25 protein-coding genes and 1 pseudogene are annotated in these 22,310 nt (G+C 65.3%); 14 read left to right on the top strand and 12 right to left on the bottom strand.

The window, feature by feature from the left end; all coding sequences use genetic code 11:
• Positions 1–381: 381 nt before the first annotated feature.
• The 3 genes from OC450_RS28375 to OC450_RS28365 are packed head-to-tail and all read left to right on the top strand — an operon-like array spanning position 382 to position 1,979.
• Positions 382–1,512 (top strand): helix-turn-helix transcriptional regulator, encoded by a 1,131-nt coding sequence (locus OC450_RS28375; RefSeq protein WP_262049077.1) that lies wholly within the window; start codon positions 382–384, stop codon positions 1,510–1,512.
• A gap of 13 nt (positions 1,513–1,525) precedes the next feature.
• Positions 1,526–1,702 carry a hypothetical protein gene (locus OC450_RS28370; RefSeq protein ID WP_211381794.1) on the top strand — a complete coding sequence of 59 codons (177 nt, stop codon included), beginning with the start codon at positions 1,526–1,528 and terminating at the stop codon, positions 1,700–1,702.
• Positions 1,692–1,979, top strand: a complete 288-nt coding sequence (locus tag OC450_RS28365) for a hypothetical protein (protein WP_211382441.1) — start codon at positions 1,692–1,694, stop codon at positions 1,977–1,979. The genes OC450_RS28370 and OC450_RS28365 overlap by 11 nt, the downstream gene beginning before the upstream one ends.
• Positions 1,980–2,144: 165 nt before the next feature.
• Here the strand turns inward: OC450_RS28365 and OC450_RS28360 are convergent, their stop codons facing one another.
• Entirely contained in the window at positions 2,145–2,696 is a 552-nt protein-coding gene (locus tag OC450_RS28360; protein WP_211381793.1) for a TetR/AcrR family transcriptional regulator, read from the bottom strand.
• A 108-nt stretch (positions 2,697–2,804) separates the two neighbouring features.
• On the opposite strand from OC450_RS28360, the gene OC450_RS28355 reads away from it, so the two are divergent.
• Positions 2,805–3,662, top strand: a complete 858-nt coding sequence (locus OC450_RS28355; RefSeq protein ID WP_262049076.1) for an oxidoreductase — start codon at positions 2,805–2,807, stop codon at positions 3,660–3,662.
• Between the two features lie 69 nt (positions 3,663–3,731).
• The gene (locus OC450_RS28350) at positions 3,732–4,733 is read left to right on the top strand and encodes an NADP-dependent oxidoreductase (protein ID WP_211381791.1); all 1,002 of its coding nucleotides are present in this window, start codon (positions 3,732–3,734) and stop codon (positions 4,731–4,733) included.
• Between the two features lie 85 nt (positions 4,734–4,818).
• Here the strand turns inward: OC450_RS28350 and OC450_RS28345 are convergent, their stop codons facing one another.
• Entirely contained in the window at positions 4,819–5,616 is a 798-nt protein-coding gene (locus tag OC450_RS28345; RefSeq protein WP_262049075.1) for an adenylate/guanylate cyclase domain-containing protein, read from the bottom strand.
• 221 nt (positions 5,617–5,837) lie between these two features.
• Between OC450_RS28345 and OC450_RS28340 the strand changes: the two genes are divergently transcribed.
• A complete protein-coding gene (locus OC450_RS28340) occupies positions 5,838–6,341 on the top strand; it encodes a hypothetical protein (RefSeq protein ID WP_262049074.1) in 504 nt (167 codons plus the stop codon).
• Between the two features lie 57 nt (positions 6,342–6,398).
• Here the strand turns inward: OC450_RS28340 and OC450_RS28335 are convergent, their stop codons facing one another.
• The 6 genes from OC450_RS28335 to OC450_RS28310 form a co-directional block, all read right to left on the bottom strand.
• Complete coding sequence (locus OC450_RS28335; RefSeq protein WP_256809147.1) at positions 6,399–7,595, bottom strand: adenylate/guanylate cyclase domain-containing protein; 1,197 nt, start codon at positions 7,593–7,595, stop codon at positions 6,399–6,401.
• Positions 7,596–7,703: 108 nt separating this feature from the next.
• Complete coding sequence (locus OC450_RS28330; protein ID WP_256809145.1) at positions 7,704–8,288, bottom strand: HutD family protein; 585 nt, start codon at positions 8,286–8,288, stop codon at positions 7,704–7,706.
• A gap of 111 nt (positions 8,289–8,399) precedes the next feature.
• Complete coding sequence (locus tag OC450_RS28325) at positions 8,400–9,554, bottom strand: ABC transporter substrate-binding protein (RefSeq protein WP_211381786.1); 1,155 nt, start codon at positions 9,552–9,554, stop codon at positions 8,400–8,402.
• Between the two features lie 27 nt (positions 9,555–9,581).
• Positions 9,582–10,427, bottom strand: coding sequence for an amidohydrolase family protein (locus OC450_RS28320; RefSeq protein ID WP_262049073.1), 846 nt, complete (start codon positions 10,425–10,427; stop codon positions 9,582–9,584).
• A gap of 25 nt (positions 10,428–10,452) precedes the next feature.
• On the bottom strand, positions 10,453–11,295 hold the full coding sequence (locus tag OC450_RS28315; protein WP_262049072.1) for a shikimate dehydrogenase: 843 nt from the start codon (positions 11,293–11,295) through the stop codon (positions 10,453–10,455).
• A gap of 236 nt (positions 11,296–11,531) precedes the next feature.
• Positions 11,532–13,622: an adenylate/guanylate cyclase domain-containing protein gene (locus tag OC450_RS28310; RefSeq protein ID WP_262049071.1), complete on the bottom strand. Its 2,091-nt coding sequence runs from the start codon at positions 13,620–13,622 to the stop codon at positions 11,532–11,534.
• Positions 13,623–13,932: 310 nt separating this feature from the next.
• Between OC450_RS28310 and OC450_RS28305 the strand changes: the two genes are divergently transcribed.
• From OC450_RS28305 to OC450_RS28290, 4 genes are read left to right on the top strand one after another with little or no spacing between them, the layout of a single operon-like run.
• Positions 13,933–14,238, top strand: a complete 306-nt coding sequence (locus tag OC450_RS28305; RefSeq protein ID WP_211381782.1) for a DUF2282 domain-containing protein — start codon at positions 13,933–13,935, stop codon at positions 14,236–14,238.
• A 51-nt stretch (positions 14,239–14,289) separates the two neighbouring features.
• On the top strand, positions 14,290–15,204 hold the full coding sequence (locus OC450_RS28300; protein ID WP_211381781.1) for a DUF692 domain-containing protein: 915 nt from the start codon (positions 14,290–14,292) through the stop codon (positions 15,202–15,204).
• Entirely contained in the window at positions 15,194–15,976 is a 783-nt protein-coding gene (locus OC450_RS28295; protein WP_262049070.1) for a DNA-binding domain-containing protein, read from the top strand. Before OC450_RS28300 ends, OC450_RS28295 begins: the two co-directional genes overlap by 11 nt.
• Positions 15,973–16,482 (top strand): DoxX family protein, encoded by a 510-nt coding sequence (locus OC450_RS28290; protein ID WP_211381779.1) that lies wholly within the window; start codon positions 15,973–15,975, stop codon positions 16,480–16,482. The genes OC450_RS28295 and OC450_RS28290 overlap by 4 nt, the downstream gene beginning before the upstream one ends.
• Positions 16,483–16,491: 9 nt before the next feature.
• Here OC450_RS28290 and OC450_RS28285 read toward each other — a convergent pair.
• The 3 genes and pseudogenes from OC450_RS28285 to OC450_RS28275 form a co-directional block, all read right to left on the bottom strand.
• Positions 16,492–17,336, bottom strand: a pseudogene (locus OC450_RS28285) (SDR family NAD(P)-dependent oxidoreductase).
• Between the two features lies 1 nt (position 17,337).
• Positions 17,338–17,898, bottom strand: coding sequence for a carboxymuconolactone decarboxylase family protein (locus tag OC450_RS28280; RefSeq protein WP_262049068.1), 561 nt, complete (start codon positions 17,896–17,898; stop codon positions 17,338–17,340).
• Positions 17,876–18,577, bottom strand: coding sequence for a TetR/AcrR family transcriptional regulator (locus tag OC450_RS28275; RefSeq protein ID WP_256809137.1), 702 nt, complete (start codon positions 18,575–18,577; stop codon positions 17,876–17,878). Before OC450_RS28275 ends, OC450_RS28280 begins: the two co-directional genes overlap by 23 nt.
• Before the next feature lie 103 nt (positions 18,578–18,680).
• Between OC450_RS28275 and OC450_RS28270 the strand changes: the two genes are divergently transcribed.
• The 4 genes from OC450_RS28270 to OC450_RS28255 all read left to right on the top strand — a co-directional run bounded on the left by OC450_RS28270 (position 18,681) and on the right by OC450_RS28255 (position 20,696).
• Entirely contained in the window at positions 18,681–18,866 is a 186-nt protein-coding gene (locus tag OC450_RS28270) for a hypothetical protein (protein WP_262049067.1), read from the top strand.
• 25 nt (positions 18,867–18,891) lie between these two features.
• The gene (locus OC450_RS28265; protein ID WP_211381775.1) at positions 18,892–19,431 is read left to right on the top strand and encodes a VOC family protein; all 540 of its coding nucleotides are present in this window, start codon (positions 18,892–18,894) and stop codon (positions 19,429–19,431) included.
• Between the two features lie 107 nt (positions 19,432–19,538).
• Complete coding sequence (locus OC450_RS28260; protein WP_256809132.1) at positions 19,539–19,847, top strand: hypothetical protein; 309 nt, start codon at positions 19,539–19,541, stop codon at positions 19,845–19,847.
• A 36-nt stretch (positions 19,848–19,883) separates the two neighbouring features.
• On the top strand, positions 19,884–20,696 hold the full coding sequence (locus OC450_RS28255; protein ID WP_211381774.1) for a class I SAM-dependent methyltransferase: 813 nt from the start codon (positions 19,884–19,886) through the stop codon (positions 20,694–20,696).
• 36 nt (positions 20,697–20,732) lie between these two features.
• Here OC450_RS28255 and OC450_RS28250 read toward each other — a convergent pair whose 3' ends face one another.
• On the bottom strand, positions 20,733–22,289 hold the full coding sequence (locus OC450_RS28250; RefSeq protein WP_262049066.1) for a L,D-transpeptidase: 1,557 nt from the start codon (positions 22,287–22,289) through the stop codon (positions 20,733–20,735).
• Positions 22,290–22,310 lie beyond the last annotated feature (21 nt).

Genomic DNA, 22,310 nt, shown 5'->3' with positions numbered 1-22,310 from the left:
CTCTACGCCACCATCGATTCGCCGGGACATCGATGCATTCATCGGGATTACGGCGACAGTGCGCTCAATGACCCGGGCTGCCTTCGCAGGCTCGAAGGTTCATGAATTAGGCAGCACTGTCATCGCAATGTCCGTTCCACTCGACAGAGTGCCTGTTCGCTATGCCGTCCGGCAGTCTGCCACGATGCCGGCGCGCTAAATCTAGGCTGGCCTGCGATATTCTACGCCTGTACAACGCTCGACTTGGGTGGGAGGCAGTCGACTCGCACCATGCACACACTGAAGGCCGTCAGGTCTCAGAGCATATTGGTGTCCCACAGGTCGGTTGATGCGATCGCCCAGTTGCATCAATCGTGGTCAGTCGAACGAGCGGTGTCGGGAATGGTCGATCCGGAACTTTTGTCGCTGCTGATCGGCAATATCTACGACGCAGCACTCGACTCCAGCTTGTGGGCAGGCGTTCTCGAGCAGGCGACGCAATTCATCGGCGGAACTGCGGCTGGAATTTACTGGAAGGACATCACCGTTCAGGGTGAGCTTCACTACGTCTACAATGTTGAACCTTCCAGCGTGGACGAATATTTCAGCAAATATATCCGTTTCGATCCGAGTTTGACGGCTCAATTCTTTTTCAAGATCGGGGAGATCTACAACACGACCAACGTCTTGCCTTACAGCGAGTTCGTCGAGACGACTTTCTACAAGGAGTGGGTCAAGCCGAACGGGTGGGCCGATCATCTGGCTGCCACGCTCGACAAGACCGCAACGAGCTTCGCCCAGTTCGGAGTATTCCGAAGCGAGCGCCAAGGGCTTGCCGACGACGATATGCGGCAGCGCATGCAGCTGCTGGTTCCCCACGTGCGCCGCGCGGTATTGATCGGCAATGTCATCGACCTTCAAAAGGAGAAGGCCGGAAGTCTGTCAGATGCGCTCAACGGGCTCGACGCCGGCGTTTTTCTGCTGGATAGTCAATGTCACGTTGCATTCTCCAACATGGCCGCGCAAGCGCTGCTCGATGATGCGACGATCCTGCGGGCCGTCAACCACACATTGATCGCCGTGGACCCAGATGCGGCGCAGGTATTGCGCGATGTCATCGCCGCCGCAAGCGGTGGCGACGGCGCTGTCGGCGCGGATGGTGTTGCCATTCCGCTGTCCGGCAAGCCTGGCCAGAATTGGGTCGCCGATATCCTGCCGCTGACGTCGGGGGCGCGCCGCCAAGCCGGGGCCCACCACTCTGCAGTCGCCGCCGTCTTCGTCCGAAAGGTGTCAATGGCGGCGCGTTACCCGACCGAAGTGGCGGCGCGACAATTTCGGCTCACGCCGAGCGAGGTGCGGGTGCTTGATGCGTTGCTGAAAGTCAGCGGAGTACCCAGGATAGCGGAGGCGCTTGGCATCAGCGAGGCCACCGTGAAAACGCATCTCCAGAATATCTTTGGAAAGACCGGCGTGCGCCGTCAGGCTGACTTGATCAAGCTCGTTGCGGCACATGCCAGGCCGTTTCCCGGGTAAGAGAGGACGAAACTTGTTGCTGCCACTCGTCGCGCTTTCCGAAGACGACGGCAGCATGAAGCCGGTGGGATCGCATACCGGCATGAGGCGTGATGCCGGCGAAGACCATGGCGAAGCGGTCACCGCCTTCAAGACGCGCGGCGAAGGTGTTGGCGTCGAAGCTTGCATGCAGACGATCGATGCCGGATAACCCCCATGCCTCCAGGAAAGGCCCGGAGACGACATTGACTGAAAATGGCAACATCGTCGGCGTCCGTCTGGATTATCGACTACCGCTCTCGCCGAGCCCAGCCTATACCGAGCAGCGGTTCACCGCTCTCTCGCGGCAGGAGACTTCCATGGCCAGTGAAAAAGGCCCGAACATCAAGAAGAAGCAGAAGTGCAAGAACTGCGAAGGCAAAGGCCTGCTCAAGAAGGGCGACAAGGTGGTGAAGTGCCAGCGCTGCAAAGGCACGGGCGTGCGCTGATGACGAGGTGATGACCGCTCCGCCACGCTATTTCGCGCGGGCCGCGCCCCCGGCAGAGTGGCCGTTTGCCGACCTTGAGGACGCGCGGGCCGGATTGCAGTGACGGTGCGCTTCATGACTCCGGCCGCTTTCGCCGGTTCGACGGCCTCGGAGTCCAGCGCCGCATCACCCCAACAGCTCCTTCCTCGTCGCCCGAAGAATATCATCCGACAGCTTGGGATCGTTCACGGCGCGGGCGAGCACGAGGGCGCCGACCAGCGATGCGGTTGCCGCGAGCGCCTTGTCCTCGCGCTGCCGCGGCTTCAGTGCGGAGGGCATCCGGCTGCTCACCAGGGCGATCGCGCCGCGCACGCCGGCGGTGAAGCGCTCCCTCACGCCGCTGCTCTGGCGTGACACCTCACAAGCGAGAGCTGCGAAGGGGCAGCCGCCGGCGGGATCGTCGCGATGCGCGGGCGAGAGGTACTCCGAAACATAGTCGTCGAGCGCAAAAACCGCGGGCAGTTCGCGGCCCTTGGCGCTGATCGCATGGGCGATCGCCTCCTCGACCAGCCGCTCCTTGGAGCCGAACTGACTGTACAGGCTGCCGTGAGTCATGCCGGCGGCCTCGGCGAGTGCATCGACCCCGACGCCGGCGATGCCGCGCTCCCGCATCAGGCGGGAGGCGGCCTGAAGGATGTGCTCGCGGTTTTTGGCGGCCTGTTCTTTTGAAACGCGCATGTGGCGGGTGCCCCGGGCTTGACAATTATAGTTACGGTCGTCATGTATATCTTTAATTACGATCGTAATCAAATCAATTCACGGTCCATGACAGCACTGGAGAAGCTCATGAACAGGATCACGCCAAAGGTCGCGCTCGTGACCGGCGCCTCGTCCGGGATCGGCGAAGCCACGGCGAAGCGGCTCGCCGACGCCGGCTACAAGGTCTACGGCACCAGCCGGCGAGGCGCGCAGGCCGGCAGACAACCGTTCGAGATGCTGTCCCTCGACGTCACCAGCGATGCATCGGTGGAAGCCGCCGTCAGCGAGGCGATAAGGCGAGAGGGCCACGTCGATCTGCTCGTGAACAATGCCGGCTTCGGTGTTGCCCCCGCGGCAGCGGAAGAGAGCTCGATGGATCAGGCCCGAGCGATCTTTGAGACGAACTTCTTCGGGCTGATCCGGATGACACGGGCCGTCTTGCCGCACATGCGGCGCCAGGGGAGCGGCCGCATCATCAACATCGGCTCCGTGCTCGGCTTTCTGCCGATGCCCTATGGGGCGCTCTATGCCGCAACCAAGCACGCGGTGGCCGGCTATTCGGAATCGCTCGACCATGAACTGCGCACGCGAGGCATCCGGGTCTCGGTGATCGAGCCCGCCTATACCAGGACGCCGTTCGACGCCAACTTCCTGGAGCCCGATGCCAAGCTCGATGAATATCGCGAGGCGCGCGCCGGCGTGACCAGGCGGGTGAACGAGGTGATGGCGACGGCCGAACAGCCCCGCGTGGTGGCCGAGACCGTGCTGAAGGCGGCGAGCGCGGCGCGCCCGCAGCTCAAGTACACGGCCGGCAGCCTCGCAAAGCGCCTGCGATTTCTGCGCCGGTTTGCGCCAGCCGTCCTGGTGGATGCCGGAATTCGAAAGGACCTGCGGCTAGATGCACCGGCGGCATCGCAGTCCGCGCGCACCGCCCGGGCCTTCTGACGGCGCGCAATCGGCGCACGCGCGGCCTGCTGCCGCCATTTGCGAAGAACCTTCGGACCGAGAGGAAAAATGAAAGCTCTTGTCTTCAAGCGCTACGGCAAGCCGGATCAGGTCGCGTTGGCCGACATTCCCCGGCCGGCGCCCGCGCCGAACGAAATCCTGGTCCAGGTTCACGCCGCGGGCTTGAACCCGGTCGACAACATGATTCCGAAAGGAATGTTCAAGCCGATCCTCAAGTTTCAACTGCCGGCCACGCTGGGCAGCGATCTTGCGGGCTTCGTCGTCGAGGTTGGAAGCCGCGTGACCCGCTTCAAGCCGGGCGATGCCGTCTTCGCCAGCATCTTCGATCTCGGAACCGGCGCGCTTGCCGAATTCGCGCGCGTGCCGGAGGACGCTGCCGCGCTCAAGCCGGCCAACCTGGACTTCGTGCAGGCGGCCTCGATCCCGATGGCCGGCCTGACGTCGTTGCAGGCCCTCAGAGAGCGCATACGTCTCAGGCCCGGTCAGAAGGTGTTCATCCCCGCCGGCGCCGGCGGGATCGGCACCTTCGCGATCCAGCTCGCGAAAGTTTTGGGCGCCCGGGTGGGGACGACGACCAGCACCGGCAATATCGATCTGGTGCGCAGCCTCGGGGCTGACGAGGTGATCGACTACACGACACAGAAATTCGAGGAGGTGCTGCGGGACTACGACGCCGTGCTGGGCACGCTCAGGGGCGATGCGCTCGAAAAATCGCTTCGGATCCTGAAGCCGGGAAGCACGATTGCTTCGCTGATCGGGCCCCCGGACGCGGCGTTCGCGCGTGCCCGGGGGATGAATGTCCTCATGGTGTTGCTGTTCGGATTGCTGAGCCGCAAGATCATTCGCCATGCCAGCAAGAATGGCGCCGCCTATTCGTTCCTGTTCGTGCATCCCGACGGCAAGCAACTCGCCGAGATCGGCGAGCTTCTCGAGGCCGAGCGCATCCGGCCGGTGATCGACAGGGTCTTTCCGTTCGAACAGGCCAAAGAGGCGCTTGCCTATCTCGAAAAGGGGCGGGCCAGGGGCAAAGTCGTCGTCCAGATGAGGTGACGGCGTGGTGGCAGCGGTCGCGCCTGCCTTGACGCTCAAGCGCCGATAGCGGAGGCGCCGGACCGGAACGCGGGCCGGCCCGCGCTCACCCCTCCACGCGGTACAGCCGCCATCGCTCCGGAACGCCCTTGAGCTGGTGCATGCCGTGATCGGCGAAGCGGATCTGGGACTGCGCCTTCATCAGCTCCTTGACCGCGCTCGACACCAGAACCTCGCCGGCGCGGGCCTTGGCGGCAACGCGGGTGCCGATGTGAAAGGCGAGGCCGACCGCCTCGGTGCCGCTGACCGTGTACTCGCCGGCATGCAGGCCCACCCTGATGTCGAGGCCCAGCGTGCGCACCGCCTTCCGGATCGCGGTTGCGCAGGCAATGCCGGCGGCCGGCGCCTTGAACGTCGCCAGCACCCCGTCGCCTGTCGTCACCACTTCCTTGCCGCGCGAGCTCTTCAGCTCTTTACGAACCGCCGCGTAATAGTGGCCCATGATCTTGGTCCAGCGCGCATCGCCGAGCTTGGCAGCTTTGGCGGTGGAGCCGACGATGTCGACGATCAGGATGGTCGCGAGGGCCTGCTTGAGCTCGGTGCCAGCGCCGGCCGATCGGCGCCGGTTCGCAATGGGCCCGGTCAGCGGTTCGTAACGATGGTTGCGGCGCCGCGCGATCGCGGCCTTTGCATAATCCTGGGCGCGCTGCGCGCTGCCACAGCGAACTGTCTTCTCCTGCGGCAGGCGCGTCCAATAGACCTTGCGCCCGTCGCCGGCGCCATGAACCTCAACGGCGCCCCATTTCAGGAAAACCGCCGAGCCGACACGCCTGACACACCATGCCTTCGACGTGTATCCGGAGACGTTGGACTGATGGACTCCGATGCGAAGAAATCTTGGCATGAACGCGCGGCCAATCGTGAGAACGTTCGGGCTACCGGGTACAAAGCGTAGTGCTACACCCTCGCGTTGGCAATACGATCCGGCGCGAAGCAGCGCGCGGAGGGCTCGGCGCTTGACGCGTGCGGCGGGGACCGGCAAATCTTGCTGCATTGTCGGCGCGACGTGTTCCGGTCGGGCCGGACCTGTTCATTTGAAACCAGTGCAATTGAGACCCATGCAATATGCAAAACCAGTTTCGATATTGTCTTGAAGCCGCGCTGTTGTCGGCCGCGCTGGCCGTGGCCGCGTTGCCGGACATGGCGCGTGCGCAATCGGGGAGCGCCGGCGGCAGCATCGGCAATGACGAAAAGTCACTGTCCGGTTCGCGCCAGACACCGCGGGCAGCCGAGCCTTCAAAGCCGGCACGACGCAGCAGGCCGGAGGCCGACGCGCCGGGCCGCGCGCCGCAAAGGAGCGGCGGGGGCGGCAATCTCGACGGCGCATGGGTTCTGACCAGTGTCGGCACGCCCTGCGGCACCTCCACCGACGCGGTGGTCATCACCGGCGGCAAGCTGGTGGGACAGTACGGCACCGCTCAAGTCAGTCCGAACGGCGCCACGTCCGGCGTCGGAGCTGCGGGGAGCCTGACCTGGACCATGTCGGGCCGGTTTTCGGGCCGCAGCGGCTCCGGCACATTCCGGCGATCCGATGGATGCGCCGGAAGCTGGACCGGATCGAAACAGTAGTCTGGACCATCCGCTTCCTGCGATCGGGCAGGCGGCGCAGCCGCGAGCATCCCGCCCTCAGCCGTGATAGGCGAACAGCTCGATCGGATCGCTGAAGCCGCGCACCTCGTGCCTGCCGACCCGCTCCAGGTCGAACTCGCGGTCGACCAGCTCGGCAAAATCCCGCGACAACAGCACCGTTCGTCCCAGCTGCTTGGTCAGGGCTTCGAGGCGCGAGGCCATGTTGACGGCGGGGCCGATCACGGTGAAGTCGAGCCGGGTGCTCGATCCGATATTGCCGTACATGACGTCGCCGACATGGACGCCGATGCCGTAGTTCAAGGGCGCGCGGCCGGTGCCGTTGTTGCGCTCGTTCAGCGCGGCCATGGCCTGGCGGGCCTCGGTCACGGCGCGCAGCAGCTTTGCGCAGGCGCCGGGCTCGCTGAGCGGGAAGATCGCGAGCAGGCCGTCGCCGATGAATTTCAGGATCTCGCCGCCGTGCCGCGCGATCGGCTCCGACATCGCGTCAAAATAATCGTTGAGCAGGTCGATGACGTCGTCGCGCGGCCAGTTGTCGGAGATCTTGGTGAAATCCCTGAGGTCGCAGATCATGATCGCGGCGCGCACCGTCGTGCCGGTGCCGCGCCGGGTGGCGCCGGCCAGGATCAGCTCGCCGGCATGGGCGCCGACATAGGTCTCGAGCAGCGTCCGCGCCAGCCGGTTCTTGATGCGGATCTCGCTGACCAGCGCCAACACCGGCAAGAGCTTCCTGAGTGCGGCGACATGCGCATCGTCGAAACCGCCGGGCCGGTCGGTCGCGAAGGTGACGAGATGGCGCTTGCCCAGCGTGTGATAGAGCGGCCAGGCCACATAGTCGGTGAGGCCCTTCTCGCGCATCTCGTCGTAAAGGGCGTGCTTGCGGCCGAGCGAGGGGTCGCGCTCGAGATCTTCGCGCACCTCGGTCGCGCCGTCGAACATTTCGTTGGCGGGACTGCCGATGAATTCCGACCGCTCGCGAACGTCGTAGTCGACCCGCGCGATCTCCGCCTCGCGCATGCCGTCGGACCACATGAAGCGGGCCCCCAGCCATTGCGGATGGTGGATCAGGACATGAAGCGTCGACCGCTTGAGCGGAATCCCCGCCTGCTGGAGCCGGATGCACATCTGCGCAAAGATATTGTCGATGAAGCGCTCGTCACGCGTGCCGTTGGTCAGCCAGTCGACGACGCCGTCGGCCTGGGTGGCGGGGGCCTGGTTGTCTTGCGGCACGCTCATATCCTGCCCCTTCGCGGCGATCTTCACGTGGGGAGATATCGTGCTCCGGCTCCGCGGCGTCAACCTGGCCAGTTGCATGGATTGTACGCATCGGCGGGCGGTTGCCGTCTAGCCGGCGAGGCGGATCGATCCCAGCACCGCCAGCCCCGAAACGAGCGCGAGCCGCGATTCCTCGGTCAGCTCGACCTTCAGCGTGCATTCGTGCGAAATCGCAAAATCCTCGCCGTCGAGGCGGATGCGGCATTCGCCGCGCGCCGCGTAAACCAGATGCGTGCCGGCGGACAATGGCCGATCGCCGGGTTCCCCGAGCGCTTCGAGCTCGATCTCCGCCGCACCGCGCCGGGCCATCAGGTTGACGACCTCGACCGGCCCCGCCTCGAGCTCGGTCACGATCTCGAGCTCGCCGGTGAAGCGCACGGTGGTGAACGGCTCGCGCTCGTCGAATTGCAGCCCCGGAGCCTTCAGCACCAGCCCGCGTCCATCGATGACCATCTGCAGGCGGTCGATGCCGGGCATAAAGGAGAAAGGACCGGGCGCGACGATCGGCGTCGAGGCAAAGCGCCAGAGCAGGCTGTCCCAATCCTTCACCGGCGCGCCATCGCGATGGGCGTCCGCGATATCGGTGAAAATGCCGCCGCCGTTCTTCCAGGGCGAGCGGGTGTAGTCTTCGGATTTGAGCAGCGTGGTTTTCATGTGTTGAAGCCGTCCGGCAGACAGGTGGGCGAATCTCAGTTGCGTATCAAGCACGCAGGATCGTAGCCCGGATCGCGCGAAGTGCAATCCGGGCTACGAGCTACCGATCGCTTACTCGCCTTTGCCACCCTTCAGCTTCGGCAAGGTCTCGACGATCTTCTGCTTGCCGTCGACGATCTCGGCGAGGAAACTGGCGCGGTCGATGTCGCCGTTCTGGTCCCAGCTTGTTTCCATCAGCATGCCGGGCGCCTTGTCGGGCGTCAGCGTCAGCCCCTTCATGGCCGCGCCGAAAGCCTTGCTGTCGAACTTACCGATCCTTTCGGTGACGTATTTGACGAGATAGACGGCGGTGTAGCCCTTGATGCCGTTGTGGTCGGGCCGGTACTTGTAGCGCGCGGTGAACTTGTTCGTGAATTCCTCGATCGCCGGCACCGGCGCATCGGCGGACAGGCCGACATGGCCACGCACGCCGTTGGCGGCGGGGCCGGCGAGCTCGACCACCTTCTGGCTGAGCAGCGTGGTCTCGCCGAACAGCGGCGTCGACAGGCCTTGCCGCTTCGCCTCGATCAGGAAGCGGGCGCTTTCCTCCTCGTTGGTGTAGACGAACACGGCGTCGGCCTTGGCGCCCTTCAGCTTGATCACGTCGGAGCCGAAATCGACCTGGCCCTGCTCGGTGGAGATATCGGCCGCGATCTCGACGTTGCGCGCCTTCATCTCCTTGACGAAATTGTCGTGGCCACCCTTGCCGAAATCATTGTTGACCCAGACCAGCGCGACCGTCTTCACCTTGAGCTTGTCGTGGAGATAGTTGGCGATCTTCGGCATCGAGAATTGCTGGCCGAAGGCGGTGCGGAAGATCCAGGGATTGCCCTGCGTGGTGATGTCGGCGGCCTCGGCGCCGACGATCTGCGGGATCTCGGCGGCCTGCGTCAGCGCCATGTTGACCTTGACCGAACCGGAATAGATCGGCCCGAGCACGACATAGGGATCCCTGTCCAGAACCTTCTGCACCTGTGCGCGCGAGACGCCGGGATTGCTCTGGGTGTCGAGATGCTCGGTCTGGATCTTCCGGCCGAGAATGCCGCCGGCAGCATTGATCTCGTCGACGGCGAGCGCGACGCCGTCGCGCCAATTGGTGCCGGAGACGGCACCGGGGCCGGAGAGCTCGATAACGTCGGGGATGTAGACTGTGCTCTGCGCCTGCGCGCCACCTGCAGATAGCGCAGCTGCAATCGCCACGACGACCGGCGCTGCAAGATTCCTCATGACGTCCTCCTCCCCTTTGCTTGCTTTTTATGATCGATCTGTCGTGTCGCCGAAGCCGAGCAGCCGTGCCGGCGTTCGCCACAGCAGGCGGTGCTGGTCGCTCGCGTCCGGAAACAGTTTCGTCAGCAGCGCGAGCAGCGGCCCGTAGTCGAGCCGTTCCGCCGCGCGCAGGAACGGATAGTCCGAGCCCCAGACGCAGCGATCGAGCGTGAAGGCCTCAACGAGCGCGGCGATGAACGGCCAGGTGTCCGCATAGGGGTGCGGCTGCCGCGAGAATTTGTAAGTGCCGGACAGTTTTACGTGCGCGTCACGCTCGCGGCCGATCGCCAGCAGCGCCTGAAAGGCTTTTCCGTTCAGGCCCTGCGCGACCGAGGGCCGGCCGCAATGGTCGATCACGAGGCGCACCGACGATGCCTCGATCAGCGGCAGCAGCGCGAGCAATTGGTCCTGCTCGACCTGGACCTGGAGAAACAGGCCGAGGCTTGCCAGCTTCGCCAGCAGCGGTGCCGTATGGCGATAATGGTCGGCACCGTGGAACGGCACGTTGAAGGCAACGCCGACGACGCCCGCGGCTTTCAATCGTTCGAGCTCCTCGATGCCGACGTCGTTCTCGACCACGGCCACACCCCTGAACCGGCCGCCACCCTGCTTCAGCGTGTCGAGCAGGATGCGGCTGTCGCTGCCGTAACCGGTGTTGGTCGCGACGACGAGCGCGTGCCTGACGTCGAAGGCGTCGAACACGCGGATGAGCTGCGCCGCCGGTGCGATCTCCTGCCCGCTCGGACGGTACGGCGTGTCATCGGAATAGGGAAAGCGAACGGGATCGATGGCGTGGATGTGGCAGTCGATTTTGGGGGACGCCGGCAGTGTCATGGCGCGAAACTCCCCGGCGTCCGGATCAGAATGTCGCCTCGATGGCCTTGATCAGCTCTGGCGTCACGTCGGGCAAGACACCGAACCAGGCCTTGAAGGCGAGCCGGGCCTGGTTGAGCAGGAGGCCGAGCCCATTCACCGTGGTGCAGCCGCGGGCGCGGGCCTCGGCCAGGAACGGCGTCTCCAGCGGCGTGTAGATGAGATCCGCGGCGAGCGTTTCAGGCTTGAGCCGCGACAGGTCGATCTCGAGCGCACCCTTGCCGACCATGCCGCGATCGGTGCAATTGACGAGCAGTGCGACGTCGCCGAGCGCGGCGCCGCGGTCGTCCCAGGCAACGGTGCTGACGGCGGAGCCGAAATCGTTTGCAAGCGCCTGCGCCTTCTCCGCCGTGCGGTTGGCGATGCGAATCTCGCGCGCGCCGTTCTCCAGCAGCGCCACGACCACCGCGCGCGATGCGCCGCCCGCACCCAGCAGCAGGATCGGCCCGGCGTCGCCGCGCCAACCGGCCCTGGCGTCGCGCAGGCTCTGAACGAAGCCGTTGCCGTCATTGTTGAAGCCGGAGAGCGTGCCGTCCTCCTCGACGACGATGGTGTTGACGGCGCCGATGCGGGTCGCCGTCTCGTTGACGCGGTCGAGCAGCTTCATCGCCGTCTGCTTGTGCGGCATGGTGACGTTGCAGCCGCGAAAGCCGAGCGCGCCAAGTCCGCGGAGCGCGTCCTCGAGCCGCTCCGGCTCGACCGCGAGCGGCACGTAGGTTCCGCGGATGCCGTGCGCCTTCAGCCAGTAATTATGAATGACGGGCGAACGCGAATGCGCGACCGGCATGCCGATGACACCCGCCAGGCCAAATGCGTTCGTATGCGACATGCTGCGCTACCATCCTTGGCCACCCTCGCGCGCTGCACGCCCAGGGCACCGTTCCTCCATGGCCCACCTTTCGGTATTCGACCATGCTATTTGTTCATTTGTCCAATTGTATTAGGCGGATTGGCTATGACGTGCAATCTGAATCTCGTGGTGGCCAAGGATGCTCAACCCTGAACGGGATTGCGGAGCCCCGCCGACCACCCACGTCGTGCGGCAACCTGTTCCGGATATTCCGACTACTTCGTCGTCAGCGCCGCGACCGGACGCCATGACGCATCGGGCGCGTCGGCGAGGAACTGCCGACAGCGCTCGCGCATGAGTTCGGCCGGTCGATCATGGCCGCGTTCGCTGAGCACGGCTTCGAAATCGGCGAGTGCTGCGGCAAATCGGCGTGCGCGATAGTTGGCAAGGCCCTGTTCGTAGCGGACGATCCAATCGAGCGTCTCACCGCCGCTCTCACCGGCAAGTCCGATCAATTCATAGACCGGAAAACCCTCCTCACGTCCATACACGGCGATGCTGTCGATCTCGCGCGCGATGATGGCGCCGCGCGCGAGACGTTCGGTCGCTTCGCCAATGAGGATTTGCGTGCCGTAGGATTTGTTGGCGCCCTCGAGGCGGCTCGCGACGTTCACGGCATCGCCGATCACGGTGTAGTTCAGGCGCAGCTCCGAGCCGATATTGCCGACCAGCATGCGGCCGGAGTTGATCCCGATCCGGATCTGGAGCGGCTGGCCGAGATCGTCGGCAAGGCCCGACGCCGCGATCGCGCTGCGGCAGCCGAGCGCCGCGCGGCAGCAGCGCAGCGCGTGGTCGGCCTGCGGCTGCGGCGCGCCCCAGAACGCCATCACGGCGTCGCCGATGAATTTGTCGATGGTGCCGCCATTGGCGACCACGGCCTCGGAGGCGAGGTCGAGATAGCGCGAAAGCAGCGGTACCACGCGATCGCCGAGCCGCTCGGACAGCCCGGTGAAGCCGGCGATGTCGACGAACATCACGCTGAGCTCCTGGATGCTGCCGCCGGGCCGGGCCTCGACGCCCTGGCGCAGCAGGGCGCGGACGAGATCGGCCGGGATGAATTTGCGGAACGCGGACAGGCCGGCCGCCATCTCGGCGATCGCGCCCGACAGGCTCGCGATCTCCTTGAGCCGCGACGGATGGCGCCGGACCTGCTCCAGCGCGAAGGCCTCGACATGGCGAAGCTCGCCGACGACGCGCGACAGCGGCGCCGCGATGACGGAGCGTGCCAGCCACGCCGAGGCCAATGCTGCGAGCACGGCGCCGACGGCAAGGCCGAGGATCAGGCGGTGCAATGTCGTCTCGACCGGACCGAGGAACTCGGCCTCGGGGATCACGGTCGCCAGCGACCAGCCGGGAAACGGCAACGGCGTGAGCGCGACTTCGTAGGCCCCGCCGGCCGACGTCAGCCGACTTCGCCAGGCTTCCTTGCGGCCGTCCTCGCCCGCCTTCGCGTGCGTCATCTGCGCCAGCGGCAGCAATCTGGTATCGCTCTTCGCGGCATGCAGCTCGTCGGCGTCCCTGTCGGGGGCTGCGACCAACTCGCCGCTGCTATCGATGATGAAAGCCGTTCCCGTGCGTCCGACCTCGAGCTGCGCCAGGAAGCGTGCGAGCCTGGTGTACTCGATGACGATGGCCAGGACGCCCTGCCGCTCCTGGTAGACATCGATCGGGCCGGCGAAGGCGATCGACGGCCGCTCGCCGGTCGGATGGTCCATGACCTTGAACCATTGCGGTTCCTCGGCCGCCAGCCCGGTCTTGAACCAGGCGCGCTCGGCGACACGGAAATCGGTCGGCTCGAAGCGGCGATTGGCGAATTCGATGTCGCCGGGCACCACGTCGTATTCGTCGACGCGGCGCTGGCCGGCATGATCGGTCAGCGAGATCTCCATCATCTCCAGGCGGCGGTCGCCGAGCTTGTGCGCGGCGAAGAAGGAGCCGTCGGGCCAACCGAAGGCGACCCATGAGATCGTCGCCTGCGACTGCAATTGCGACAGGAACACGAATTCGCGCTTGTCGGCCTCGCGGGTGTCGAGCACGTTCTGCAGGAACAGGGTACGGATCGCAGTGTGCGCGGCGCGCGCCTCGTCCACGATGGCAGAGACCTCCTTGCGCACCGCAGCCACGATCTGCTCGTTGATGGTCGAGGCGAGCTGGCGGCTGGCCGCTTCCGCCGTGCGCCACCATAGCAGGCTCGAAAGCGCCGCCGTCAGCAGGATCGCGGTCAGCACCAGCGCCGAAACGGCAAGGCGGATGCTGACCGTCAACCTGGCGATCGCGCGAAGTCGGCGTCCGGGATCGACATTCATGGCTGTTTCCGCTCTTGGCCGGGCGCGGCTCCTGTCATCGCTTTACGCAGGCTTCCGCCGTTCGTTACCTCTGGCAGGCGCGACCAACCGCCACCAATGCTCTCCCGCTAATGAGTCGATAGCGCCACGGCATTGGATTTGAACGGCCGCTTGCCCGCAAATCCCGGCCCAAGCGCACCTGTGGTGCGCCGATCCAAGCGGTCTCACGGCTTCGTGAGCAGCTTCGCGGTAACGCGGGCTGTGCGCGGAGCGAACGGAACCATGCGCCTTCGCCTGCCAGGCGATGCCATCTCGAACAGGAGAAACTCCAATGTCTGCCAAGCATGTCGTCACGACGTTCGTTCTCGCCGGCGCGATGTCGACCGCCCTTGCCACCCTCGCCGCTGCCGGCCCGCTCACCAAGGCCGAGGCCGATGCGGCCATCGCCGCCAAGAAGGAAAAATGCTTCGGCGTCGCCCTGAAGGGCCAGAACGATTGCGCGGCCGGACCGGGCACGACCTGCCAGGGCACCTCGACCACCGACTTCCAGGGCAACGCCTGGAAATTCGTCCAGGGCGGCACCTGCGCCAGCATCGAGCTGCCGGGCGGCAAGAAGGGCTCGCTCAAGCCGGTCTGACGCGCTGCGCGTCGCGACCACCACGACAACAGGGAAGAGCGGAGAGAAACCATGACGACGGCAATCGCGCCTGACATGTCTGCGGTGCCCCTCCGCTATTCCGCGCCAATCGGCGGCGTCGCCGGGACGAGCTTCAAGCCCGAACATCTTCAGGCGATCCTGGGCGCGGAACGGCAACGCGGCTTCTTCGAGGTCCACGCCGAGAACTACATGGGCGCGGGCGGTCCGCCCCACCGCGCGCTGGAGGCGATCCGTCGCGATCATCCGCTGTCACTGCACGGCGTCTGCATGTCGATCGGCGGACCCCAGCCGCTCGACAAGGCGCATCTGGCCCGCTTTCGCGGACTGGTGGCGCGCTACCAGCCCGCGCTGGTGTCCGAACATCTCGCCTGGTCGACGCATGAGACCAGCTTCTTCAACGATCTGTTGCCGCTGCCCTACACCGCAGCAACGCTCCGGAACGTCTGCGATCACATCGATCAGGTGCAGGACGCGATCCGCCGCCCGCTGCTGCTGGAAAACCCCTCCACCTATGTCGCCTTCCGCGAATCCTCGATGAGCGAGACCGACTTCATCCGCGCCGTTGCCGAACGCACCGGCTGCGGCCTGCTGCTCGACGTCAACAACGTGTTCGTCTCCGCGACCAATCATGGATTCTCGGCCCTCGACTATCTCGCCGATTTTCCGCTGTCCTTCGTCGGGGAAATCCACCTCGCCGGCCACGCCGGGCAGGCTGACGACGAAGGCGATCTGCTGCTGATCGACAGCCATGACGGCCCGGTCGCGGACGCCGTGTGGAAGCTCTACGAGATCGTCGTCCGGCGCCGCGGCGCCGTGCCGACGCTGATCGAGTGGGACAGCAACATCCCGGACTGGCCGATCCTGCGGGCGGAAGCCGCCGCCGCGCAGGCGATCCTCGACCGCTGCAATCAACCCGCGCCAACCGGAGATCGTCATGCCGCCTGAGCAGGATCTGTCCTTTGCCGCGACCTTCGCGCCGGCGCTGCTCGATCCGGCGCGCGGTGTGCCTGCGGCGGTGACCGGCCCGAACGGCAAGGCGGGCGGCAAACGCTACGACGTCTACCGCAACAACGTCACGGTCAGCCTGATCGACGCTGTCGCCGCGATCTATCCGGCGGTGCAGCGCATCACCGGCCCCGACTTCTTCCGCGCCATGGCGCGCTTCCATGTTCGCCAGACGCCGCCGACCTCGCCGCTGCTGTTCGACTATGGCCGCGACTTTCCGGCTTTCATCGAGGCCTACGAACATGCGCAGACGATGCCGTGGCTCGCCGACGTCGCCCGCATCGAGCGGGCCTGGCTCGACGCATATCACGCGCGCGACGCCGCGCCGCTCGCGCCGGCACAGCTTTCCGCTGTCGCGCCCGACCAGTTGGCCGATCTCGTCCTAGCGCCTCACCCGGCGGCGCACATCGTGCGGTCGCGATTCTCGGCGGTGACCATCTTTGCTGCCAACCGCGATACGGCGCCCTTCGAACACATCGACGCATCGACGCCGGAGGACGCGTTGATCACGCGCGCAGAATTCGACGTCACCGTCCGGCACCTTCCGCCGGGCGGCGCGGTCTTCGCGACCGGTCTGATGTCGGGCCAGCCGCTCGGCGAGGCCGCGGTGTCGGCGCTGGAGGCATCGCCCGGTTTCGACATCGCCTCGAACATCGCCGGCCTGATCGAAGCCGGCGCATTCAGCTCAATTGCCTCTGGAGACCCACGATGATCGCGGATCAACGCCTGTCTGCAGGCGGCAACCCACCGGCTATCAGGCTGCTCATCGAGAGGGCCAATGATCTGGTGAAGACCATCGCATCGCCGTCGATCGTCCAGCTCGTGCTGCGCGTCGCACTGGCGGTGCCGTTCTGGCGCTCCGGCATTCTCAAATGGGGCGGCTTCCTGCAGCTCAACGACACCGCAGTGACGCTGTTCACCGACGAATTCATGCTGCATCTGCCGGGCGGCCCCTATCATTATCCGGCGCCGACGGTGATGGCCTTCCTGTCAGGGTGCGGCGAGATCATGTTCCCGATCCTGCTGATCCTCGGACTCGGCACTCGGTTCGCCGCCCTTGGACTGCTATTCATGACTGTCATCGTCGAACTCACCGTGCCCGACGGCTGGCCGGTGCACATCACCTGGGCCGCAATGGCCCTCGGCATCATGGCCTACGGGCCGGGGCGGGTCTCGCTCGACCATCTGCTCGGCCGGGCGCTGTCGCCCGAGCGATAGGATGCCGCCTCACATCCCGCTCAGCCCGCTATCGACCGCGAGTGTCTGCGCAGTGACATAGACGCTTTCATCCGAGAGAAAGAACAGCACGGCGTAGGCGATCTCCCATGCGGTGGCCTGGCGGCCGAAGGGGACGTGGCCCTTGCCGCGATTGGGGCGGCCGGCGCCGGCCTCGCGGCCGTTGGGGGTGTCGACGAGGCCGGGATAGACGAGATTGGCACGGATGCCGCGGCGCGCTCCGAGATGGGCGATGTTGCGCATGAGGCCGCCGAGTGCGGCCTTGGAGGAATCGTATACCGCCATCTGCGAGCCGGCCTTCAGCGCGGCGATCGAGGAGATGAAGACGATGGCGCCGCCGTTGTCGAATCTCGGCATGGCCGCGCGGCAGCACAGCATGGGACCGCGGACGTTGACGTCGTAAATCCCATTCCACTCCTCGGGGCTGACGGCATCGAGCCCGACCTTGCCGAAGGTGCCGATGTTCAGCACCATGCCGTCGAGGCCGCCCATAGCCCGGTGAGCTTCCTCGATCATGCGCTGAACGTCAGCCTCGCTCGTGACGTCCGCCGCGATGGCAAAACCCTCACCGCCTTCATCGATGATGTGCTTGACTGTCTGCTGGGCGGAGGTGCGGTTGAGATCGGCGACGGCGACCTTCGCGCCTTCGCGAGCGCAAAGAATGCTCATGGCGCGGCCGTTGCCGATCGGATCGGTGGCGGCGTCGAACACGCGCTGGCCGCCGCCGACGATCAGGATGCGGCGGCCTTTGAGGCGTCCCCTGCCCGGCGCCTCGCCCAGTGACTCCGCGCTCGGCGGTCGGCGTAGCGGTCCGGCTTGCTCTCGGTTTCCGCCATCTCAGCCGCCCGGCTTCTTGCCGGCGTCATAGACCTTCATGCCGGCTGCGGGATCGAGATCGGTCTCGGTGGCTTCGGTGAGACGCGCCATCATCATGTAGAAGCCGAGCGTGACGATGGCTTCGACGATCTCCTGGTCGCTGAAGTGCCTGCGAGCGGCGGCGAAGGTCGCTTCGCCCACGCGGACATTCTCGACGACGTCGTGGCCGAATTTGAGCAGCGCACGCTCGGCTTCGTTCAATGCGTTGGCGTCATAGTCAGCGCGCTCGACCGCATCGATCTGTGCCTGCGTGCAGCCGACGCCAAGCGCGATAGGCACGTGCTGGCGCCATTCATAGGCGCCGCCTTCCAGCTGGGCGGCCTGGAGGATCAACAGCTCGCGGTTGACCGCGCCGAGCTTCTGCTTGTGCAGGATCGAATTGCCGAGCCGCATCGCCGGGATCATGTTGGCCTCGGCATGGGCCATCATGCGAAAGATGTTGAGCTTGACCGGCATGCGGTCGAACGAGGCGCGGATATCGCCGCTGGTCGTCTCCGGATCAATCAGGGGCAGCCTTGCCACGCGTCTCTCCCTTGGCTTTTCGTTTCTTGTTGACGTGCGTCCCGCCATCCGCCGCGATCAGCGACAGGAAGAAGGCGAGATACCGGTCGATCGCCTCGATCACCTTCGGCCGCGGCGACGGCGCCGCCCCCATCACGTAATGCTCGAGGCGGATGTAGATGAGGCCGGCCGCGAACAGCCGCGCGGTCTCGCGCGGATCGGACGTCGAGACCAGGCCGGCAAGTGCGAAGCCGCGAAAATAATCCGTCATCATGCTCTGCTCGCGCGCGTAAAAATGATCGGCGAACTTGGCGCGGATGCCGGGCACGCGGTTTCGCTCGGCGGTGATGACTTTCTGGAACTGGTGTTCGCGGGGATCGGACCATTGCTCGACCAGGTCAAATGCAAACTGCCGGCAGAACGCAGCAGGCTGGCGCGCGAGCTGCCTGTAGCGCGCTTGTTCCAGCCGGCTCGCCGAACTCGCCGGGCCGTGCTCGGCAACGATCGCTTCCAGGATCGCGGCCTTGCCGGCGAAATGATTGTAGAGGCTGCTCTCGCGGACGCCGACGCGGCGCGCGAGCTCGCGCATCGAGGCGCCGCCATAGCCGCTCTGCGCGAACAGATTGAGCGCCTCGGAGAGGATGCGCTCGCGGGTCGTCGGCGCAACCGCTTGCGCCGCACTGAGGGTGGGGACAGCCATACAAGGTTGACTAACGAACGATCGTTCGCTAGTCAACCACATGCGCTGTCATTCGTTTCGCCACGCGTTTCAACTCTGCTCCCGGAAGAAGCGGAGAGCAATTTTGATCGCGAAAAAACGGTCGGCGGCCCTGAAGGACGCGTTCGACGATGCCGAGGTAATGGACAAGCTGCTTGCGCTCGGCATCACGCCGCAATTCGTTTCCGGCGAGGAGCAGCGCAACATTAACGCACGCGATATCGCGGCCTGGAAGCAGGTTGCCAAGGACGCAGGCATCGAAGTCAGGTGAACGAGGCGACGAGAGGAGCGCGAGCATGAGCCGCATCTTCGGCGCGGTGCGCCAGAACGGATATGTCGTGCGGGACATTCACGCCGCGATGAAGCACTGGAACGAGGTGATGGGCGTCGGTCCCTGGTACTACATGGACCGCGTCAAGACCGACTGGTTCCGCCATCGCGGCCGGGATTCCGCGGTCGAGATGAGCATCGCGCTGGCCAATTCCGGCGACCTCCAGATCGAGCTGATCCAGCAGCGCAACGACGCACCCTCGCTGTACAAGGAGTTTTTGGACGCCGGTCACGAAGGCCTCCAGCACATGTCCTACTGGAGCCACGACTACCAGGCGCTCTACGACAGGGCGATCGGGCTCGGCTACAGGATCGGCCATGAAGGCCAGATCGGCGGCGAGAAGGGGCGCTTTGCCTATTTCGACACGCAGGCCCATCCGGGGACCGTGATCGAGATATCCGACGTCAGCGGCAGCAAGGGACCGTTCTTCGAAAAAGTCCGGCAGGCGGCGATGAACTGGGACGGCACACGGCCGATCCGTGAGGTCGGTGGGGCGAAATCCTAGAACCGATCACCGGTTGGGAGCGCCGGACGAAATCAAATAGAAATTGTATTGCGGCCCCGGTCGGATATTCTCATTGACGTTTTGAATATCCCGGCTTGGGGGCCGTGATGAAGTTTTTTTATCTCTTTGTTCTCAGCGCTGTTCTCAGCATCTTGGCGCTTGTCTTTCAGCCGATTGTGGCATTCGCCGACCAGCGCATGGCGCTGGTGATGGGCAATTCGGCCATCGCTTCGGCGACGACGGCTACGTCAGCTACACGCCCGAAGGCTGCTATGCCGGGTCAAATGGCGTCGAAGCCGGCTCAGCATCTTCAACGGCAGCCGCTACGAGCCGATGTCGCTCGAAGCGCGCAAGGCGATGCAGGAGCCGGCGGGGTTCACGGCGCTGCTGGCGCGGTAGACGGCAATCCATGGTAATACGAGCTTCGTGTCCGAACCTTCAGCGAGGCAAGCATGTCCAGCACTGACAAGGTTTTTGCCGGCTCGATCCCGAAGCTCTACGACGAATATCTCGTCCCGATGATCTTCGCCGTCTACGCCGAGGACCTTGCAAGACGTATCGCCGCCCGCTCTCCTTCCGTGCTGCTCGAAATCGCAGCCGGCACCGGTGCGGTGACGCGCGCCGTGGCGGCGGCGTTGCCGCGCGGCATCCGTTATGTCGCCACCGATCTGAACGAGCCGATGCTTGCGGTCGCGGCGCATCGTCAGGCGGATGATGATCGAATCACCTGGCGCCAGGCGGATGCAATGGCCCTGCCATTTGGCGACGCCGAATTCGACGTCGTCTGCTGCCAGTTCGGCGCCATGTTCTTTCCGGACCGGATCAAGGCCTACGGGGACGTGAAGCGCGTCCTGAAGGGCGATGGCACCTTCGTGTTCAACGTCTGGGATCGCATCGAGGACAATTCGCTCACGCACGACGCCACGGTCGCGCTCGGAAAAATGTTTCCCGAAGATCCACCCCGCTTCATGGTCCGGACCCCGCACGGCTATTACGACAAGGACGTCATCAGATCCGACCTCGAAGGCGCGGGCTTCCGTGACATATCGATCGAAACGCGATCCGAGCTGGCCCACGCGCCGTCGCCAGACTACGCCGCGATCGCGCTCTGCCAGGGCACGCCGCTGCGCAGCGAGATCGAGGCACGAGACGGCAGCAAGCTCCAGGCTGCAACGGACCTCGTTGCCGAGGCGATCCGAGCCCGCCATGGGTCCGGACCGATCGAGGGCAAGATTCAGGCTATCGTGATCGAGGCGCGCATCTAGCTGCGGATTTCGGCACGGCGCACCAAGCCGCGGATCCTACCACCAGCTCCGTTGCATCGGCTGCGTCGATTGATAGTACTGATACTGGCCACGCCGGCGCGGATTGACGGGTTGCGGGTTCGGGTCGCGCTGCTGGAAGAAGAAGCCAAAACCGTTGCCGCCATTGCCCCAGCCGTCGTCGTCCGCAACATCCATTGGAGGCGCGGTCGGCTTGCGGGTGATGAAGCCACCCTGCGGCTGGTTGCTCAGCACCGCCACAAACTCGGTCCGATAGTTGGTTTCGGCACTCAACGGCTCGTCCGAGATGACGATCGACGAGCGCGGCAACGCGGTCGGCCCGATGCGATCCCACACGTCCTGGGGGATGGTGATGCGATCGAGTGCATCCTTGGCGTCGTCGCCGTTCTCGATCGTGACGACGCTCCAGCGCAGGCCGGTATCGTTCTTCGCCATTGCCGTGAAGACATGCGTGCCGAGCGGCTGGTCGGGATTGCGGATCGTGACGGGAACCTCGATGCTGGTGTCGAACACCTCGCCGCCGCCGTCCGGCGCCGGCTTGTGCGTGTTCCGCCGCACATAGAGCTTCTGTGTCGCGCGGCTGATGAAGACCGAGACCGGCTCGAGCGCGAGCTTTGCGTCGGTCGCAGCCTTGACGGCTTCGCTCTTCTTGGTCGCCGCGAGCTTGGCAGCTTCCTTGGTGGCGGCGACGGCATCGCGCTTCGGCTGCGCGGCGGCCTTGGCGGCATCGAGCTGGCTTGCCGCATCGGCGGCCTTGGCGGCGACCTTCTGCTTGAGCTCCTCGGCCTTGGCGCGAGCCGGATCGGTCTTTGCGGCGGCGAGCTGTTTGTCGGCGAAAGCGAGCTCGGCGTCGGCGCGCGATTTTTGCTGTTCCAGCTTGCGCAGCGAGGCGGGAAGCGCTGCGGCCTCCTTCGCCGCGACCGCGGCGGCCTTCTTGGTCTCGTCGGCGGCGCGGATCGCCTCCTCGGCCTCGCCGGACAGCTTGTCGATGCGGCGCGGCGCCGCCTCAATGGCCTCCCGCTTCGGCACGAACAGCGAGGGATGGGTGAAATCGATCGGGGCCGCGTCGTTAGGCGAGATGATCACCCGCATGCCGATATTGGTCTTGTCGAACAGGCCCTCGGCGAAGCCGAAGGGCATCCGCACGCAACCATGCGAGGCGGCATAGCCGGGCAGCGGCCCGCCATGCAGCGCGATGCCGTTCCAGGTGATGCGCTGCATGTTCGGCATCCAGGCATCGTCATACATGGTCGAGTGGTGGTCCTTGTCCTTCTCGACGACGGCGAAGACGCCGGCCGGCGTCTCGCGCCCGGTCGTGCCGGTCGAGACAGGAGCCCGCAGGATCCAGCCGTCGGCGTCGTAGAAGGTGACCTGCTGGCTCTTGATCGACACGATCGCCATGATCGGCTCACCGGCCTCGCGCGGGGCGACCGCCTCGGCCGGCTGGCGCGCCTGCTTGGCCGCGGTGGCCGGGGCCGCCGCCGCCAATGCGACCAACGCCAATGTCACAATTCCGGGAGGACCCCAACGCCGCATCGTCATGGTGGATTGCGCCGTTGTCAGTCGGTTTTTCATGCCATCCTCGGTCGAAATGCC

It is taken from the genome of Bradyrhizobium sp. Bra78, from assembly GCF_024519855.1.
Taxonomy (GTDB): Bacteria; Pseudomonadota; Alphaproteobacteria; order Rhizobiales; family Xanthobacteraceae; genus Bradyrhizobium; species Bradyrhizobium japonicum_G.
Note: the sequence above shows the minus strand (reverse complement) of the source record. Positions and strands in the feature narration are given on the sequence as shown.

What these genes read in the sequence shown, in the direction of transcription:
- OC450_RS28335 (WP_256809147.1), bottom strand. Translation starts at nt 7,595, where the DNA reads ATGAGCGTGCCGCAAGACAACCAGGCCCCCGCCACCCAGGCCGACGGC.
- OC450_RS28255 (WP_211381774.1), top strand. Translation starts at nt 19,884, where the DNA reads ATGTCCAGCACTGACAAGGTTTTTGCCGGCTCGATCCCGAAGCTCTAC.
- OC450_RS28360 (WP_211381793.1), bottom strand. Translation starts at nt 2,696, where the DNA reads ATGCGCGTTTCAAAAGAACAGGCCGCCAAAAACCGCGAGCACATCCTT.
- OC450_RS28320 (WP_262049073.1), bottom strand. Translation starts at nt 10,427, where the DNA reads ATGACACTGCCGGCGTCCCCCAAAATCGACTGCCACATCCACGCCATC.
- OC450_RS28330 (WP_256809145.1), bottom strand. Translation starts at nt 8,288, where the DNA reads ATGAAAACCACGCTGCTCAAATCCGAAGACTACACCCGCTCGCCCTGG.
- OC450_RS28295 (WP_262049070.1), top strand. Translation starts at nt 15,194, where the DNA reads ATGCCGCCTGAGCAGGATCTGTCCTTTGCCGCGACCTTCGCGCCGGCG.
- OC450_RS28260 (WP_256809132.1), top strand. Translation starts at nt 19,539, where the DNA reads ATGAAGTTTTTTTATCTCTTTGTTCTCAGCGCTGTTCTCAGCATCTTG.
- OC450_RS28300 (WP_211381781.1), top strand. Translation starts at nt 14,290, where the DNA reads ATGACGACGGCAATCGCGCCTGACATGTCTGCGGTGCCCCTCCGCTAT.
- OC450_RS28355 (WP_262049076.1), top strand. Translation starts at nt 2,805, where the DNA reads ATGAACAGGATCACGCCAAAGGTCGCGCTCGTGACCGGCGCCTCGTCC.
- OC450_RS28315 (WP_262049072.1), bottom strand. Translation starts at nt 11,295, where the DNA reads ATGTCGCATACGAACGCATTTGGCCTGGCGGGTGTCATCGGCATGCCG.
- OC450_RS28275 (WP_256809137.1), bottom strand. Translation starts at nt 18,577, where the DNA reads ATGGCTGTCCCCACCCTCAGTGCGGCGCAAGCGGTTGCGCCGACGACC.
- OC450_RS28325 (WP_211381786.1), bottom strand. Translation starts at nt 9,554, where the DNA reads ATGAGGAATCTTGCAGCGCCGGTCGTCGTGGCGATTGCAGCTGCGCTA.
- OC450_RS28365 (WP_211382441.1), top strand. Translation starts at nt 1,692, where the DNA reads ATGCCGGATAACCCCCATGCCTCCAGGAAAGGCCCGGAGACGACATTG.
- OC450_RS28250 (WP_262049066.1), bottom strand. Translation starts at nt 22,289, where the DNA reads ATGAAAAACCGACTGACAACGGCGCAATCCACCATGACGATGCGGCGT.
- OC450_RS28340 (WP_262049074.1), top strand. Translation starts at nt 5,838, where the DNA reads ATGCAAAACCAGTTTCGATATTGTCTTGAAGCCGCGCTGTTGTCGGCC.
- OC450_RS28265 (WP_211381775.1), top strand. Translation starts at nt 18,892, where the DNA reads ATGAGCCGCATCTTCGGCGCGGTGCGCCAGAACGGATATGTCGTGCGG.
- OC450_RS28375 (WP_262049077.1), top strand. Translation starts at nt 382, where the DNA reads ATGGTCGATCCGGAACTTTTGTCGCTGCTGATCGGCAATATCTACGAC.
- OC450_RS28310 (WP_262049071.1), bottom strand. Translation starts at nt 13,622, where the DNA reads ATGAATGTCGATCCCGGACGCCGACTTCGCGCGATCGCCAGGTTGACG.
- OC450_RS28305 (WP_211381782.1), top strand. Translation starts at nt 13,933, where the DNA reads ATGTCTGCCAAGCATGTCGTCACGACGTTCGTTCTCGCCGGCGCGATG.
- OC450_RS28290 (WP_211381779.1), top strand. Translation starts at nt 15,973, where the DNA reads ATGATCGCGGATCAACGCCTGTCTGCAGGCGGCAACCCACCGGCTATC.
- OC450_RS28345 (WP_262049075.1), bottom strand. Translation starts at nt 5,616, where the DNA reads ATGCCAAGATTTCTTCGCATCGGAGTCCATCAGTCCAACGTCTCCGGA.
- OC450_RS28350 (WP_211381791.1), top strand. Translation starts at nt 3,732, where the DNA reads ATGAAAGCTCTTGTCTTCAAGCGCTACGGCAAGCCGGATCAGGTCGCG.